This window comes from Streptomyces sp. NPDC006385, from assembly GCF_040612485.1.
In the GTDB taxonomy this organism is placed as follows: Bacteria; Actinomycetota; Actinomycetes; order Streptomycetales; family Streptomycetaceae; genus Streptomyces.
This window is the reverse complement of sequence record NZ_JBEXQG010000011.1, coordinates 56792-71116: the sequence shown is the minus strand read 5'-3', so window position 1 is coordinate 71116 and position 14325 is coordinate 56792. Positions and strand designations below refer to the sequence as shown.

Annotated in this window: 14 protein-coding genes; 6 read left to right on the top strand and 8 right to left on the bottom strand. The window is 71.2% G+C overall.

Going from position 1 to position 14325, the window contains the following annotated elements; genetic code table 11:
- Nucleotides 1–88 precede the first annotated feature (88 nt).
- Both ABZ078_RS11535 and ABZ078_RS11530 read right to left on the bottom strand, forming a co-directional pair.
- Nucleotides 89–811, bottom strand: a complete 723-nt coding sequence (locus tag ABZ078_RS11535) for a winged helix-turn-helix domain-containing protein (protein ID WP_356574057.1) — start codon at nucleotides 809–811, stop codon at nucleotides 89–91.
- A gap of 75 nt (nucleotides 812–886) precedes the next feature.
- Entirely contained in the window at nucleotides 887–1528 is a 642-nt protein-coding gene (locus ABZ078_RS11530) for a TetR/AcrR family transcriptional regulator (protein ID WP_356574055.1), read from the bottom strand.
- Between the two features lie 104 nt (nucleotides 1529–1632).
- Between ABZ078_RS11530 and ABZ078_RS11525 the strand changes: the two genes are divergently transcribed.
- The 3 genes from ABZ078_RS11525 (at nucleotide 1633) to ABZ078_RS11515 (ending at nucleotide 3804) form a co-directional block, all read left to right on the top strand.
- Nucleotides 1633–2784 (top strand): acyl-CoA dehydrogenase family protein, encoded by a 1152-nt coding sequence (locus ABZ078_RS11525; RefSeq protein ID WP_356574053.1) that lies wholly within the window; start codon nucleotides 1633–1635, stop codon nucleotides 2782–2784.
- Between the two features lie 60 nt (nucleotides 2785–2844).
- The gene (locus ABZ078_RS11520) at nucleotides 2845–3066 is read left to right on the top strand and encodes a YiaA/YiaB family inner membrane protein (RefSeq protein WP_356574051.1); all 222 of its coding nucleotides are present in this window, start codon (nucleotides 2845–2847) and stop codon (nucleotides 3064–3066) included.
- A gap of 114 nt (nucleotides 3067–3180) precedes the next feature.
- Nucleotides 3181–3804, top strand: coding sequence for a TetR/AcrR family transcriptional regulator (locus ABZ078_RS11515; RefSeq protein ID WP_356574049.1), 624 nt, complete (start codon nucleotides 3181–3183; stop codon nucleotides 3802–3804).
- Between the two features lie 71 nt (nucleotides 3805–3875).
- Here ABZ078_RS11515 and ABZ078_RS11510 read toward each other — a convergent pair whose 3' ends face one another.
- Nucleotides 3876–4337 carry a MaoC family dehydratase gene (locus ABZ078_RS11510; RefSeq protein WP_356574047.1) on the bottom strand — a complete coding sequence of 154 codons (462 nt, stop codon included), beginning with the start codon at nucleotides 4335–4337 and terminating at the stop codon, nucleotides 3876–3878.
- Nucleotides 4338–4458: 121 nt separating this feature from the next.
- Here ABZ078_RS11510 and soxR point away from each other — a divergent pair, with 121 nt between their 5' ends.
- Nucleotides 4459–4980, top strand: coding sequence for a redox-sensitive transcriptional activator SoxR (soxR, locus tag ABZ078_RS11505; protein WP_356574045.1), 522 nt, complete (start codon nucleotides 4459–4461; stop codon nucleotides 4978–4980).
- A 136-nt stretch (nucleotides 4981–5116) separates the two neighbouring features.
- Here soxR and ABZ078_RS11500 read toward each other — a convergent pair whose 3' ends face one another.
- Entirely contained in the window at nucleotides 5117–6184 is a 1068-nt protein-coding gene (locus tag ABZ078_RS11500) for an RNA ligase (ATP) (RefSeq protein ID WP_356574043.1), read from the bottom strand.
- A gap of 140 nt (nucleotides 6185–6324) precedes the next feature.
- Between ABZ078_RS11500 and ABZ078_RS11495 the strand changes: the two genes are divergently transcribed.
- The gene (locus ABZ078_RS11495) at nucleotides 6325–7074 is read left to right on the top strand and encodes a hypothetical protein (protein WP_356574041.1); all 750 of its coding nucleotides are present in this window, start codon (nucleotides 6325–6327) and stop codon (nucleotides 7072–7074) included.
- Here the strand turns inward: ABZ078_RS11495 and ABZ078_RS11490 are convergent.
- Both ABZ078_RS11490 and ABZ078_RS11485 read right to left on the bottom strand, forming a co-directional pair.
- Nucleotides 7020–7748: a 3-keto-5-aminohexanoate cleavage protein gene (locus tag ABZ078_RS11490; protein ID WP_356574039.1), complete on the bottom strand. Its 729-nt coding sequence runs from the start codon at nucleotides 7746–7748 to the stop codon at nucleotides 7020–7022. The genes ABZ078_RS11495 and ABZ078_RS11490 overlap by 55 nt on opposite strands.
- Before the next feature lie 123 nt (nucleotides 7749–7871).
- A complete protein-coding gene (locus tag ABZ078_RS11485; protein WP_356574037.1) occupies nucleotides 7872–8477 on the bottom strand; it encodes a hypothetical protein in 606 nt (201 codons plus the stop codon).
- A gap of 240 nt (nucleotides 8478–8717) precedes the next feature.
- On the opposite strand from ABZ078_RS11485, the gene ABZ078_RS11480 reads away from it, so the two are divergent.
- Entirely contained in the window at nucleotides 8718–11516 is a 2799-nt protein-coding gene (locus ABZ078_RS11480) for a penicillin acylase family protein (RefSeq protein ID WP_356574035.1), read from the top strand.
- Nucleotides 11517–11533: 17 nt separating this feature from the next.
- Here the strand turns inward: ABZ078_RS11480 and ABZ078_RS11475 are convergent, their stop codons facing one another.
- Together ABZ078_RS11475 and ABZ078_RS11470 are read right to left on the bottom strand one after the other, a co-directional pair.
- Nucleotides 11534–12862, bottom strand: coding sequence for a serine-threonine protein kinase (locus tag ABZ078_RS11475; RefSeq protein WP_356574033.1), 1329 nt, complete (start codon nucleotides 12860–12862; stop codon nucleotides 11534–11536).
- A 111-nt stretch (nucleotides 12863–12973) separates the two neighbouring features.
- Complete coding sequence (locus tag ABZ078_RS11470) at nucleotides 12974–14218, bottom strand: DUF1343 domain-containing protein (RefSeq protein WP_356574032.1); 1245 nt, start codon at nucleotides 14216–14218, stop codon at nucleotides 12974–12976.
- Between the last annotated feature and the right edge of the window lie 107 nt (nucleotides 14219–14325).

Genomic DNA, 14325 nt, shown 5'->3' with positions numbered 1-14325 from the left:
GGGGAACCGCGCGACTAGCCCCCACCCACCCGCACCCGGCACACCACAGAGCCCCCCACCCCCTGAGCCACCCCCGGAGCCCCCCAGCTCACCGCAGTGCCCCGCCCTCGATACCGAGCAGCTCCCGCAGCGCCCGCTCCCCCGACGGAGTCACTTTCACCGCCCGCTCCGAGCCGATGCGTACGCACCAGCCCTCGCCGAAGGCGTGCCGGCACAGGGCCGCGCCCGCGACGCCCGCGAGATGGGGTCGGCGTTCGGTCCAGTCGAGGCAGGCGCGGGCCAAGGGGCGGCGACTGGAACGGTCGAGGGCGATGCCGGCGGAGTCGAACCAGCCGAGGCCCGCGTCCGTGAGCGCGAACCCCGTGTCCTGAACGAGCAGCCCGCGCACGGTCAGCGCATCGGTGACCGCGATACCGAGCCGCCCGGCCAGATGGTCGTAGCAGGTGCGCCCCCGCGCCATGGCGGACCCCGCGCTGGACTCCCGTAGATTCCGCGGCCGTACCACGGCATCCGGCGCGACCTGCGCGGCCAGATCCTCCACCAGCTGGGCGACCCGCGCGTCGGCCAGCCGTACGTACCGGTGCCGCCCCTGCCGCTCCTCGGTGAGCAGTCCGCCCGCGACGAGCTTGCCCAGGTGCTCGCTCAGCGTCGACGCGGCGACCCCGGCGTGCCGAGCCAGCTCACCGGCGGTCCACGCCCGCCCGTCGAGCAGCGCCAGCAGACAGGCGGCCCGGGTCTCGTCGGCGATGAGTCCGGCGAGCCGGGCCAGCTGCGGTACCTGGGGGTCCCTGGTGGTCATGCGTCCCAGCATGGGGCACGGACACTTCGGCGCCCGCCGAAACGTGGCCAGGGCCTGTTGCGAAAGCGGCGCCTGCCGCGCGGCGTCCTAGGTGGCCCGCCCGAGCCGCTCGTACTGCCGTGCCAGCCCGTCCAGCAGTGCCGTCAGCCCCGTCTCGAAGGCCCGTTCGTCGATCTTCTCCTGCTGCTCGGCGAGGAGGTGCGCCTGTCCGAGGTGGGGGTAGTCGGCGGGGTCGTACGCGCTCGCGTCGTCCACGAAGCCCCCGGCGAACGAGCCGAGCGCCGAGCCCATGATGAAGTACCGCATCAGCGCGCCGATGGACGTGGCCTGCGCCGGCGGCCAGCCCGCCTCGACCATCGCGCCGTAGACGGCGTCGGCGAGCCGCAGCGCGGCCGGGCGGCGGCCGGGACCGCGGGCGAGGACGGGGACGATGTTCGGGTGGTCGCGCAGGGCCGCCCGGTAGGAGACGGCCCAGTCGTGCAGCGCGGTCCGCCAGTTCCGGCCGTCCTCGAACATCGACAGGTCGACCTGGCCGCTCACCGAGTCGGCGACCGCCTCCAGGATCTCGTCCTTCGTACGGAAGTGGTTGTAGAGGGACGGCCCGCTCACGCCCAGTTCGGCGGCGAGCCGGCGGGTGGAGACGGCCGACAGGCCCTCGGCGTCGACGAGTTCACGCGCTGTCGCGACGATCCGGTCGTAGCTGAGGAGGGGCTTGCGCGGTCGGGCCATGGCGCACATAGTAGGGCTGCCGAACGGAAACTAGCAGTGCTAATTTAGCACTGCGGCTTTCGATGTACGGCTCTCAGTGGCCGCCGTCTGTGGGGTGACTCGGCATGAACCTGGAGCTCAGCGAGGAGCAGACCGCCGTCCGGCAGCTCGCCCGTGCCTTCGTCGACCGCGAGATCGCCCCGAACGCCGTCGCGTGGGACCGTGCCGAGGAAGTGGACCGCGCCATCGTCAAGAAGCTCGGCGAGGTCGGCTTCCTGGGCCTGACCATCGACGAGGAGTACGGCGGCTCGGGCGGCGACCACCTCGCGTACTGCCTGGTCACGGAGGAGCTGGGCCGGGGTGACTCCTCGGTGCGCGGCATCGTGTCGGTCTCCCTCGGGCTGGTCGCCAAGACCGTCGCGGCGTGGGGGAGCGAGGAGCAGAAGCACCGCTGGCTGCCGGGGCTCACCTCCGGCGAGTACGTCGGCTGCTTCGGTCTCACCGAGCCCGGCACCGGCTCCGACGCGGGCAACCTCACCACGCGGGCGGTCCGGGACGGCGACGACTACGTCCTCGACGGCACCAAGATGTTCATCACCAACGGCACATGGGCCGACGTCGTCCTGATCTTCGCCCGCTCCACCGACGCGCCCGGCCACAAGGGCGTCTCCGCCTTCCTGGTCCCCGCCGACACCCCCGGCCTGACCCGCCGCACCATCCACGGCAAGCTCGGCCTGCGCGGCCAGGCCACCGCCGAGCTGGCGCTTCGGGACGTACGGGTGCCGGCGGCGGCCATGCTGGGGGAGGAGGGCAAGGGCTTCTCGGTCGCGATGTCGGCCCTGGCCAAGGGGCGGATGTCGGTCGCCGCGGGGTGTGTCGGGATAGCGCAGGCCGCCCTGGACGCGGCCGTCCGCTACGCCGGGGAGCGCGAGCAGTTCGGCGGGCCCATCGCCCAGCACCAGCTCGTGCAGGAGCTGATCAGTGACATCGCCGTGGACGTGGACGCGGCACGGCTGCTGACCTGGCGGGTCGCCGACCTGATCGACCGCGGGCTGCCCTTCGCCGTCGAGTCCTCCAAGGCCAAGCTGTTCGCCTCGGAGGCCGCCGTCCGCGCCGCCAACAACGCCCTCCAGGTCTTCGGCGGTTACGGCTACATCGACGAGTACCCGGCGGGCAAGCTGCTGCGTGACGCCCGAGTGATGACCCTCTACGAGGGCACCAGCCAGATCCAGAAGCTGCTCATCGGGCGGGCCTTGACGGGGGTCTCGGCGTTCTGAGTACCCGGATGAGTACTTCGGCGGATGTGGTCGTCACCGCGACCGCCGACCCTGTTCCCCATGAGTGACACACCGGTCAAGCAGGTCAAGCAGCAGAGTACGGCGGCCTTCTACGGCCAGGCCGTCGCGTCCTTCGCGGTCGCCATGGCCGCCACCGGCATCGGCATCTACCGGCTGAACGCCGACGCCTGGGTGCGCGGCTTTCTCGCGATCGCCGTCCTCTACCTGGTGACCTCGGCGTTCACCCTCGCCAAGGTCATCCGGGACCGACAGGAGGCCTGAGCCACGAGCATCGCGCGGCCGGCTCGTGCGGGCCCCCTCCGACCGCCTCGCTAAGCGCTCGCTCAGTATCGGCGGTATGGTGGTGGCTCTGTCTTCGAGAGGGGCGAGTGAACGATGGGTACGGCGGAGGAGACGGCCGGCGGCGAGACGTCGGCGTGGGGTGAGGTCACGCCCGACGCGGCCCGGCGACTGCTGATCGCCGCCGTGGAGGCCTTCGCCGAGCGCGGCTACCACGCCACCACGACCCGCGACATCGCGGGCCGCGCCGGCATGAGCCCGGCCGCGCTCTACATCCACTACAAGACCAAGGAAGAACTGCTGCACCGCATCAGCAGGATCGGCCACGAGAAGGCGCTGGAGATCCTGCGGACGGCGGCCCGTCGCGAGGGCACCCCGGCCGAGCGGCTCGCCGACGCCGTGAGCTCCTTCGTCCGCTGGCACGCCGGGGGGCGTACCACCGCGCGGGTCGTGCAGTACGAGCTGGACTCGCTCGGCGCGGACGCCCGGGCCGAGATCCTCGCGCTGCGTCGGCAGTGCGACGCCGAGGTGCGCGGGATCATCGAGGACGGCGTGGCGGCCGGCGACTTCGACGTGCTGGACGTGAAGGGCACCACCCTCGCCGTCCTCTCGCTCTGCATCGACGTTGCCCGCTGGTTCAACGTCGACGGCCCCTGGACACCCGACGAGGTCGGCGCGCTGTACGCCGACCTCGTGCTGCGGATGGTGGGAGCGAAGTAGGACCGGCCGGCGTCTCGGGGGCCGCCCGGCGTCTTCGAGCTCAGCGGCGTCCCGGCTGCTCAGCGGCTCGGCTACAGGTAGTACCGCGAGACGGACTCGGCGACGCACACCGGCTTGTCCCCGCCCTCGCGCTCCACGGTGAAGGCGACGGTGACCTGGATGCCGCCCGTCACGTCCTCGACGCCGGTGATGGTGGCGGTGGCGCGCAGCCGCGATCCGACCGGTACCGGGGCCGGGAAACGGACCTTGTTCGTCCCGTAGTTGACGCCCATCTTCACGCCGTCGACCTGGATGAGCCGGGGCCCGAACAGCGGAAGCAGCGACAGCGTCAGGTACCCGTGGGCGATGGTGGTCCCGAAGGGTCCGGCGGCGGCCTTCTCGGGGTCGACGTGGATCCACTGGTGATCACCCGTGGCCTCCGCGAACAGATCGATCCGCTTCTGGTCGACCTCCAGCCAGTCCGTGTACCCCAACTGCTCTCCCACCGCCGCCTTCAGGTCGTCGGCGGACGTGAAGATCCTCGGCTCTGCCATGTCCTGGCCTCTCGCGTCGCGTTGTCCGGATGAGCTATGTCTAAGCAACTGCTTAGCATGCTATCGGGTGGAGTGCCTGTCAACGGACCGGGGCCGTGACGCGGTGGGTAAGTTTGAGGGCGTGCCCCAGATCCCCGAGAAGATTCACGAGCTCACCGTCGGACAGCTCTCCGCCCGCAGCGGCGCCGCCGTGTCCGCCCTGCACTTCTACGAGTCCAAGGGCCTGATCAGCAGCCGCCGCACCTCCGGCAACCAGCGCCGCTACACCCGTGACACCCTGCGCCGGGTCGCCTTCGTGCGGGCCGCGCAACGCGTCGGCATCCCCCTGGCCACGATCCGCGAGGCCCTCGCCGAACTCCCCGAGGAGCGCACCCCCACCCATGAGGACTGGGCGCGCCTGTCGGAGGCGTGGCGCTCGGAACTGGACGAACGCATCAAGCAACTGAACCGTCTGCGGGACCACTTGACCGACTGCATCGGCTGCGGCTGCCTCTCCCTGGACAGCTGCGTCCTGTCCAACCCGGACGACGCCTTCGGCGAGCGGCTCACGGGGTCGCGGCTGATGGCGGAGCCGGGGGGTCGGCAGAAGGGGGGACCGGGCAGGGCCGGGCGGCGGGGGCAGGAGGCCGGGGACCGCTGCTGACACGCTGCGCTGGCTTGGCCGTCGGTCGCCTATGAGCTCGGGCCCTCGGAACCGTTGGCGGCTGCGGGTTGTGGGCGGCCGATCGCGCAGTTCCCCGCGCCCCTGGGGCGCTGCAGGGCCATCGGCCGCCCGGCCGTCACTCGTACTCCGTCCCGCCCTTCCGCGTCAGATACGCCGGACTGACAGCCTTGGCGATCGCCCGCCCGCCCGTCACCGCGCTGTACCGCTCGACAACCGGCCGTATCACCACACCCTCCCGCAGATGCAGCTCCCGCCCCGAGACCGTCTCCCGCCCCGTGGCGACCTCCAGCACCCGCTCGATGTCATACGGCCCCTCGAACAGCCGCGGCACCAAAGGCAGTTCCCCGCGCAGTACCTCCGCCGCGTCCAGCCACCGGACGCGGCCGTCGATCTCCGCGGACACGTCGAACACGGCGTACCCCAACGTCTCCCGGCGCCCGTCGGCCCCGTACGTCAGGTCCTGCACCCCCGCCCCGAACACCTCCCCGAAGATCCCGACCCGCCGCGCCCCCGACCGCTCGGCCACCCGAGCCGCGACCTCGGCGACGCCGTGCCCCCGCACCGCCCGCCAGTACAGGTTGCGCGGGTCCTCCCGCAGCGCCAGTGACTTCGCCCCGAAACCCTTGGAGGACACGTACACCCGGTCCTCGTCGGCGACATACGTCAGCAGGCACGCCGACCCGTGCAACTTCTCGGTCAGCACCACCGGCTCGCCCGGTGTGAAGATGTCCGGGTACCGCTGGATGTTCTCGATGTCCACCCAGGGCAGCAGATCCGGCGCCGCCTCCACCTCACCGTTCATCGTGGGCGGGATCGGCGGCACCCATTTGGTGATCCCGAGCACCGCGGCGAAGTCGGTGCCCTCCGCCGCCGCCCGCGCCAGATCGACGTCGGCCAGCACCTTCGGCCGGCACACGATCCCCTGCGACAACTCACCGCGCAGCCGCACCGCCTTGACCCGGTCCGCCCTGCTCCCGGCCAGCCGCCCGGTCAGCCCCAGCTCCTCGATCAGCGCGGCCGGCAGCACGGACTGCTCGGGGATGTACACGGCCGCGTCACCCGTGCGGTACGTGCCCTTGGCGACGACCGCCCGGTACAGGCCCACCTGGGCCAGCTCCAGCGCGTCGGCGTTCGGATGGTCGTGGACGGTCAGCACTTCGGCGGTGACGCGCAGCGTCGACATCGGGGACTCCTCGGTCTTCCTCAGGTGGGTCTCATCGCCCCCGACTATCCGGACGGCAAAGGGCTGGAGCGACCGGATTAGCGGCTGGTATCGTCGCGATCTTCGGCCGGCGGCTGCGGTGCACAGTCGCGCGCGGAGTCATGACGGGACGCACTCCCATGCCCTCACCTGCCCTTGCCGCCGCTCTCGCGGACATCGACACGGTCTTCAACGGGTTCGCCAGCCCCACGGAGATCGGCTGTCAGCGGTGCTTCCACCCGGACGAGACGGCGTACCTGCGCACGCCGTACACCCGCGTGCCGCCTGATCTGGTCGGCAGGTTCGTCTTCAAGGTCCCTGGCCACTTCGAGGACCACGCCGCAGTGATGCGGCGCCTGCTGCCGCAGGCCGCGCACGCGATGGCCGAGGGCACGCTGGACGGCATCGGCTGGGGGCACCATGGGTTGAGCCGGGTCGACTGGCGTGCCTGGCCCGCCGAGCAGGCGGCCGCCGTCGAGGCGTTCGTGTACGCCTGGTGGCAGGACGTCCTCGCGACGCCCGAGCCGCCGTACCCCGTTGCCGATGTGTTCGAGACCTGCGCCATGATCCTCGGAACCATGACTCCCCTGCTCGACCGTTGGGACAGTCACGCCGTGGCCGACGCCCATCTCGCGACCTGCGCGGCGACGTGGCTGTACGACCTGGACTCCGACGCCTCACCGTTCACCTGGTGGGACCACGACGACGCCCCCGTCATCGCGCAACTCCAGTCCTGGCTCACCCGGCACGCCCCCGCCCGCCTTCGCGCCCAAGGCGAGCCCGACCTGGCCGCACGCACCGAACTCCTCGCCCTGCCCTACGACGACCGCTGGGCCCACCCGTACTGGACCAGCCCCTCGGCCACCAACTGAGCGTTGGAGGCGGCCCGTTCCCCGTCCGGCAGGACCAGCGTGTCCTCCAGGCCGATGCGCGTCGCCAGCCCCAGCCGCCCCGCCAGCCGCAGCACCGGCCACGCGCCTGCGTCCTCCCCATGCAGCAGCACCGGGCGGCCGAACGCCGCCCCCAGGTCTGCGAGCAGCGCACCGGCCGTCACCTCGGCCGTCTCGGCGGACGTGTCCGTCACCTCCGCCAGCACGCGCAGCACCCTCGGCCCCGACGGCGAGGCGGCGAACCGCGCCGCCCCGTCCGTGCCGGACCAGATGCCGGCCTCGACGCCCACGCCCCGTTCCAGCAGCGCGGCCGCCACCTCTTCGGCGCCCCGCTCATGCCAGTTGACGGAGGCGTGGTCCGGCAGCACCGTCCAACTCCGCACGCGCGCCACCCGGGCCACCGGGTCGGGTTCGGCCCAGGCGCCCGTGGTCACCCCGACCGGCACCGACACCCGGGCGCGTATCGCCCGGAGCACCGGCGCGAGCACGCGCGGCGACAGACTGTCCTGTCCGCAGGGGGTCTTGGGATGGACATGGATGTCCGTGGCCCCGGCCGCGACGGCCTCGGCCGCGGACTCGGCCAGCGCCTCCGGCGAGAGCGGCACCGCGGCACCGTCGCCCGCTCCTCGGGGCCCGTTCAGACACACCTGGATCATGTCTCGATGGTGCCGGACGCCACTGACAACGGCGGACGGGAGAACCGAGAGAACAGCGAACCGCTGACAGGAGGGGATGCGTGACAGGAGGGGGTGCGGCATCCCCGGCGCACCCCCGTCGTACTAGGCGGACATGAGCAACCGCCGCTCGCGCCGCGACGCCGCCAGCGCTTCGGGCGTGAGAACCGGACGCGGCACCACGATTCCGCAGTCCGTGCAGACCGGGCCCGACGACGGTTCATGGGCCAGGTCGTACTTCCAGATCAGCCGCTCCCCGCCGCACACCGGGCACTCCGCACCCGGTTCCCGCTCCAGCGCGGAGATCAGCCGGCGCAGCACCTCGGCCAGTGGTTCACGCGGGTGCACCCGGGGGTCGTCGCACCAGGCGACTCCGAAGCCGCCCCAGGTCAGCCGGTGCCAGTCGTCCACACTGCCCGGCCTGCGCAGTCCGTCGTACTTCTCCTTCTTGCGCCGCTCGGCGAACCCGACCTCATAGGCCAGCCACACCGAACGCGCCTCTTCCAGCTCGTCCAACGCGGCCACGAGCCGCGCCGGATCGGGGGAGCGGTCCTCCGGACCGAATCCCGCCCGGGAGCACAAGTGGTCCCAGGTCGCCCTGTGCCCGTAAGGAGCGAACCGCTCAAGGCACTTACGCAGCGAGTAGCGCCGCAGCGCCAGATCGCACCGCGGGTCGCGCACCTGTCTCGCCAGACTCCGGAAACCGGCCATCGCCCTGCACCTCCGTCACACCTGCACCTGTACTTCGGTCACTTCGGCGTTGCCGTACGGACTTCGTACGACGTTGACGAATAGACGTATCGACAGGCGATTCGGCTCCATCCGATTTCCGATGACCTCGATAGCGGACCCTGCGGACCTTGCGGACTCCAAAAAGTGACGCATGTTCATCTTCAATCCCGGGGATACCGCCGGTAACATCCCGGCCCAGCCTCGTCGGTAGGAGCTGCCATGCCACGGCGCACCACGCGCAACGCCCTGGACACACTGAGAACTCCCGGTCGATTCCCCGGGTTCCTGAAGACCGCGTCCATATGCACTCTGATTGCCGGTCTTTTGTCGCCGCTTTCCCAAGCGGCCGTCGCCCCCGAGGCAGCGGCGGCCGAGGCGACGGCCGCGATCGACCACTGCGGGAACCAGTGCTCGGACATCCTGCCGCCGGGCCAGAACGGCAACGCCACCCTCGCCCAGATCCTGCTCAACCAAAGCTTCGGCAGCATGCCCGAACACGCCTCGGACCAGCTGGGCCCCTACGCCAACCTCGCCAAGGGCTACTCCGGCCTCACCAACGCGACGATCAACTCCTTCTTCAACGACGCCTCGTTCGGCGTTCCACCCGACCAGGTCGCCTCCACCGTGAAGCCGGCCGGCCGCACCGACGTGACGATCGTCCGGGACAAGAAGACGGGCGTACCGCACATCACCGGTACCACCAGGTACGGCACCGAGTTCGGCGCCGGCTACGCGGCCGCCCAGGACCGGCTGTGGCTGATGGACGTCTTCCGGCACGTCGGGCGCGGACAGCTGACCTCCTTCGCCGGCGGCGCGCCCTCCAACCAGGGCCTTGAACAGCAGTTCTGGCGCCATGCCCCCTACACCGAGGCCGATCTCCAGGCCCAGATCGACAACGCCGTCGCCTCGAACGGCGAACGCGGGCAGCTGGCCCTCGCCGACGCGAAGGCCTACCTCGACGGCATCAACGCCTACATCGACGCCTCCGACAGCGGCCGCTACTTCCCCGGCGAGTACGTCCTGACCGGCCACAAGGACTCCATCACCAACGCCGGGAAGATCGAGCACTTCAAGATCACCGACATGGTCGCGCTGGGCTCCGTCATCGGCGCCCTGTTCGGCTCCGGAGGCGGCGGCGAGGTCAACAACGCGATCTCCCTGCTGGCCGCCCAGGAGAAGCACGGCGTGGTCGAGGGCACCAAGCTCTGGGAGTCGTTCCGCGAGCGCAACGACCCCGAGGCGGTCGTCACCGTCCACGACAAGAGCTTCCCGTACGCCACCAAGCCCGCCGACCCCCAGGGAGAGGCCCTGCCCGACGCCGGCTCGGTGACCGAGGAACAGCTCGTGTACGACCGTACGGGCAGCGCGGCCGGCTCCGCCGCGGCCGGCGCCTCGACCACGGCGGCCAAGGCGGCCATGACCTCGGCCAAGCGGGGCATGTCCAACGCCCTCGTGGTCAGCGGCGAGCACACCGCCAGCGGTCACCCGGTGGCCGTCTTCGGACCACAGACCGGCTACTTCGCGCCCCAACTGCTGCTGCTCCAGGAGATCCAGGGCCCGGGCATCAGCGCCCGCGGCGCCTCCTTCGCGGGCCTGAGCATGTACGTCGAGCTCGGCCGCGGCCAGGACTACGCGTGGAGCGCCACCACCTCCGGCCAGGACATCATCGACACCTACGCCGTCGAGCTCTGCCAGGACGACCACCACTACCTGTACCGCGGCACCTGCACGGCGATGGAGAAGGTCGAGCAGAAGAACGCCTGGAAGCCGACGACCGCCGACAGCACCCCGGCGGGCTCGTACACCATGCGGGTCTGGCGCACGAAGTACGGCCCCGTCACGCACCGCGCGACCGTCGACGGCAAGAAGGTCGCCTACACCACCCTGCGCTCGTCCTTCATGCACGAGGCCGACTCGATCATCGGCTTCCAGATGCTGAACGACCCGGGCTACGTCCAGGGCCCGGAGGACTTCCAGAAGGCGGTGCAGCACATCAACTACACCTTCAACTGGTTCTACGTCGACTCCGAGCACGCCGCCTACTACAACAGCGGCGACAATCCGGTCCGGGCGGCCGGTGTGGACGCGGAGTTCCCGGTGTGGGCCCGGCCGGCGTACGAATGGCGGGGCTGGGACCCGGCGACGAACACGGCGCGGTACACCCCGCCCGCCGAGCACCCCAACTCCATCGACCAGGACTACTACATCTCCTGGAACAACAAGCAGGCCAAGGACTACACCACCGCACCCTGGGGCGACGGCTCGGTCCACCGCGGCAACCTGCTGGAGAACCGGGTGAAGAAGCTGGTCGCCGCGGGCGGCGTGACCCGGGCCTCGCTGGTGAAGGCGATGGCCGACGCGGGGCTCGCCGACCTGCGGGCCGAGGACGTGGTGCCGGACCTGCTGAAGGTGGTCAACAGCTCGCCGGTCACCGACCCCACGGCCAAGGCGGCGGCCGACAGGCTCCAGGCGTGGGTCTCCGCGGGCGCCAGGCGCACCGAGACGTCGGCCGGTTCGAAGCAGTACGCCCACGCCGACGCGATCCGCATCCTGGACGCGTGGTGGCCGCTGCTGGTCAAGGCCGAGTTCGAACCAGGTCTCGGCAGCGAGCTGTACAGGGCCATGACCGCCAACCTGCCCATCGACGAGTCCCCGTCGGCCGGCCACGGCGCGACCGGCTCGCACGCCGGCAGCTCCTTCCAGTACGGCTGGTGGAGCTACGTCGACAAGGACATCCGGGCCGTGCTCGGTGAGCCGGTGCGGGGCCCGCTCGACCGGAAGTACTGCGGCGGCGGCAGCCTCGGCGCCTGCCGGGACATCCTGGTCAGCACCCTGAAGGAGGCGGCCGGCCGGACCGCGGCCCAGGTCTACCCCGGCGACGACCAGTGCTCGGCGGGCGACCAGTGGTGCGCCGACTCGATCGTCCAGCGCACCCTGGGCGGCATCAAGCACGGCAAGATCAGCTGGCAGAACCGGCCGACGTACCAGCAGGTCGTGGAGTTCCCGTCACATCGGTGACGGTCAGCGGCGGCGGGTCAGTGGATACGGCCCGCCGCCAGCACCAACTGCGCGAGCTCCCGGTGCAGGATGTCGCTGTGCGCACCCGTCGGCGGCCCGCCGCGCCTGACGACCGCCGCCGCGTCGACGTTCACACATCCCGAGGCCGGCAGGGTCGCCCGCAGCGCGTCGGCCAGCTTGAACGACCGCGTCCCCGGCACCGCCTGCACCCCGTCGTGTCCCATCGCGCCCCACTTGGCCCCCAGCATCCGCCCGATGTCCAGGGCGGCGACCCCGCGCGCGTCCCCCGCCATGCGGGAGGCCAGCGGATAGATCGTGGACAGGGCAGTGTCGTGCCGCGAGTGGCAGCACACCAGCGGCCCATCGACGCGGTTGTGCTGACCCTCCAGCACACCACCCGCACGGGCGTCGTGCGGCAGGCGGGAGGCGAACGCGTAGTGCGAGAAGGCGCCTTGGAGCAGCGTCACGGACTTCACCGCGCGCACGCCCTTCGGCAGCCCGCGCAACGCGAACGACACCAGCCGCGCGCCGAAGCTGTGCCCGACGAGATGCACCCGCACGTCGGGCGCACGCGTGGCCAACTGCCCAATCACCCTGCCGAGCCCACGCTCACCGACCGTCCCCGCGCGCCGCTTCATGGCGTAGTACGTCGCCTGCCGCAGCAACTCGTGGGCGCCCTCCCACGGGTTCGGCAACGAGAACGAGGCCGCGCCGTCCGGCGGTCCGTCCGGCGTTTCGAGATACGTCAGCGCCCGCGCGAACTCCTCGCACACCGCCACCACCGGCCCCGAGAGCATCTCCGGCGGACTCTGCGGCACGCCCTCCGCCAGCGTGTCCGCCGCGAACAGTGCCTGCGGCCCCGGCGGCACGACCTCCACCAGTATCCGCACCAGCCGCCCGAACTCCGCCAACTCGGGCTCCTCGCGCGGTTGCTGGTCCAGCAGCCGCGCGATCTGCTCGATCACGGTCGCCCGTCCGGGAAACGTCTCCAGCAGCGCGCGCCGGGTGTCCTTGTCGAGCGTCGGCCGGCGCGGCATCTCGGCCGCCACGGCCCGCGGAAAGTCCGGGATCGGCTCGTCCGAGAACCGCATGGACGGCCAGACCACGCCCACGTACCCGATCCTCGCCGCCGGAGCGAGCCGGGGGATCGGTGCGAAGAAACGGTCGTAGAGTCTGGTCGCCCCGGAACGGTCGCTGTTCCAGCCGTGCGCGAAGACGATCAGGTCACGGACATCGTGCTGTGCCACCCCGGCGAGCAGCCGGTCCCGCCTCCCGGCGTCCGGGTCCCCGTCCGCGTCGAACGTCAGCTCCCAGTAGGGACGCACGCTCACTGCCGGCTTCGCCATCCCAGGCCCCCTCGTCCCCTGTGGTAGTGGTGCGATACGGGCGCATCGTCCTGCTACCGGGCGGGATTGGCCATACGTGCGTCACTCATCCGGGGCGCACATGAGAGGCGCTCATTTGTACAGCAGGTACTTCCCGCGCATCCGCCGGAACGCCGTCAGCTCCTGCTGCCAGTCCGCCGCCACCTCGTCGGCGCTCGCGCCCGCGTCGATCATGGTGCGCACCCGGGTGGAGCCGGTGAGCTTGTCGATCCAGTTGTCCGAGCGCCAACCGAAGCCGCTCCAGACCTCCTTGGCCGTCACCAGCAGCGCGATCCCGGTGCGGACGGGGTCGTAGGCCGCCCGGTCGTGCACATGGATCTGCACGCCGCCGACGGTCTTGCCCTGGAACTTGGAGAAGGTGGGCGCGAAGTACGCCTCCCTGAAGTGCACGCCCGGCAGTTCGAGTCGGTTGGCCGCCGCGGCCCAGCGGCCGTCGATGCCCTCCGCGCCGAGCAGTTCGAACGGCCGCGTCGTCCCGCGCCCCTCCGACAGGTTCGTGCCCTCGAAGAGACAGGTCCCCGAGTACACGAGCGCGGTCTGCGGCGTCGGCATGTTCGGGCTCGGCGGGACCCAGGGCAGCTCCGAGGCGTCGTAGAAGTCCGACCGCCGCCAGCCCGTCATCCGTACGGTCTCCAGCGGCACCGGCGCGGTCAGGAACTCGCCGTTGAACAGCCGTGCCAGTTCCGCGACCGTCATGCCGTGCGCCTGCGAGATGGGCTGCCTGCCGACGAAGGTCGCGAACTCCTTGTGCAGGACCGGCCCCAGGGCGGACCGCCCGGTGACCGGGTTCGGCCGGTCCAGCACGACGAAGCGCTTGCCCGCCAGCCGGGCCGCCTCCATGCAGTCGTAGAGCGTCCAGATGTAGGTGTAGAAGCGCGCGCCCACGTCCTGGATGTCGAAGACGACGGTGTCCACACCGGACGCGGTGAAGATGTCGGCGAGGGGGCGGCCGCTCTTGAGGTACGTGTCGTAGACCGGCAGGCCGGTCGCGGGGTCGTCGTAGCGGCCTTCGGAGCCGCCCGCCTGGGCGGTGCCCCGGAAGCCGTGTTCGGGGCCGAAGACGGCGATGAGGTCCACGCGGTCGTCGGCGTGCATGACGTCGACGATGTGGCGGACGTCGCGGGTGACGCCGGTGGGGTTGGTGACGATGCCGGTGCGCTGGCCGCGCAGGGCTCGGTATCCGGTCGCGGCGAGGTTCTCGAAGCCTGTGCGCGGATGCCCGCGGTGCCGGGGCCGCCCGGCCGCGGAGGCGGGGGAGGCCGTGGTGACCGCTGCTGCCGTTGACGCCGCGAGTAGGGCTCGTCTGGATAGGCGCATGGAGGGCACGGTATTGGTCGCGCGGGATGGGGGGAAGGTGGGGCGTGACCGCACCCCTTCCTTGATACATACCGACCGGTTAGTCTGGCGAAGCCGGGAGAGCCGCA

What these genes read in the sequence shown, in the direction of transcription:
- ABZ078_RS11535 (WP_356574057.1), bottom strand. Translation starts at nt 811, where the DNA reads ATGCTGGGACGCATGACCACCAGGGACCCCCAGGTACCGCAGCTGGCC.
- ABZ078_RS11530 (WP_356574055.1), bottom strand. Translation starts at nt 1,528, where the DNA reads ATGGCCCGACCGCGCAAGCCCCTCCTCAGCTACGACCGGATCGTCGCG.
- ABZ078_RS11525 (WP_356574053.1), top strand. Translation starts at nt 1,633, where the DNA reads ATGAACCTGGAGCTCAGCGAGGAGCAGACCGCCGTCCGGCAGCTCGCC.
- ABZ078_RS11520 (WP_356574051.1), top strand. Translation starts at nt 2,845, where the DNA reads ATGAGTGACACACCGGTCAAGCAGGTCAAGCAGCAGAGTACGGCGGCC.
- ABZ078_RS11515 (WP_356574049.1), top strand. Translation starts at nt 3,181, where the DNA reads ATGGGTACGGCGGAGGAGACGGCCGGCGGCGAGACGTCGGCGTGGGGT.
- ABZ078_RS11510 (WP_356574047.1), bottom strand. Translation starts at nt 4,337, where the DNA reads ATGGCAGAGCCGAGGATCTTCACGTCCGCCGACGACCTGAAGGCGGCG.
- ABZ078_RS11500 (WP_356574043.1), bottom strand. Translation starts at nt 6,184, where the DNA reads ATGTCGACGCTGCGCGTCACCGCCGAAGTGCTGACCGTCCACGACCAT.
- ABZ078_RS11495 (WP_356574041.1), top strand. Translation starts at nt 6,325, where the DNA reads ATGACGGGACGCACTCCCATGCCCTCACCTGCCCTTGCCGCCGCTCTC.
- ABZ078_RS11490 (WP_356574039.1), bottom strand. Translation starts at nt 7,748, where the DNA reads ATGATCCAGGTGTGTCTGAACGGGCCCCGAGGAGCGGGCGACGGTGCC.
- ABZ078_RS11485 (WP_356574037.1), bottom strand. Translation starts at nt 8,477, where the DNA reads ATGGCCGGTTTCCGGAGTCTGGCGAGACAGGTGCGCGACCCGCGGTGC.
- ABZ078_RS11480 (WP_356574035.1), top strand. Translation starts at nt 8,718, where the DNA reads ATGCCACGGCGCACCACGCGCAACGCCCTGGACACACTGAGAACTCCC.
- ABZ078_RS11475 (WP_356574033.1), bottom strand. Translation starts at nt 12,862, where the DNA reads ATGGCGAAGCCGGCAGTGAGCGTGCGTCCCTACTGGGAGCTGACGTTC.
- ABZ078_RS11470 (WP_356574032.1), bottom strand. Translation starts at nt 14,218, where the DNA reads ATGCGCCTATCCAGACGAGCCCTACTCGCGGCGTCAACGGCAGCAGCG.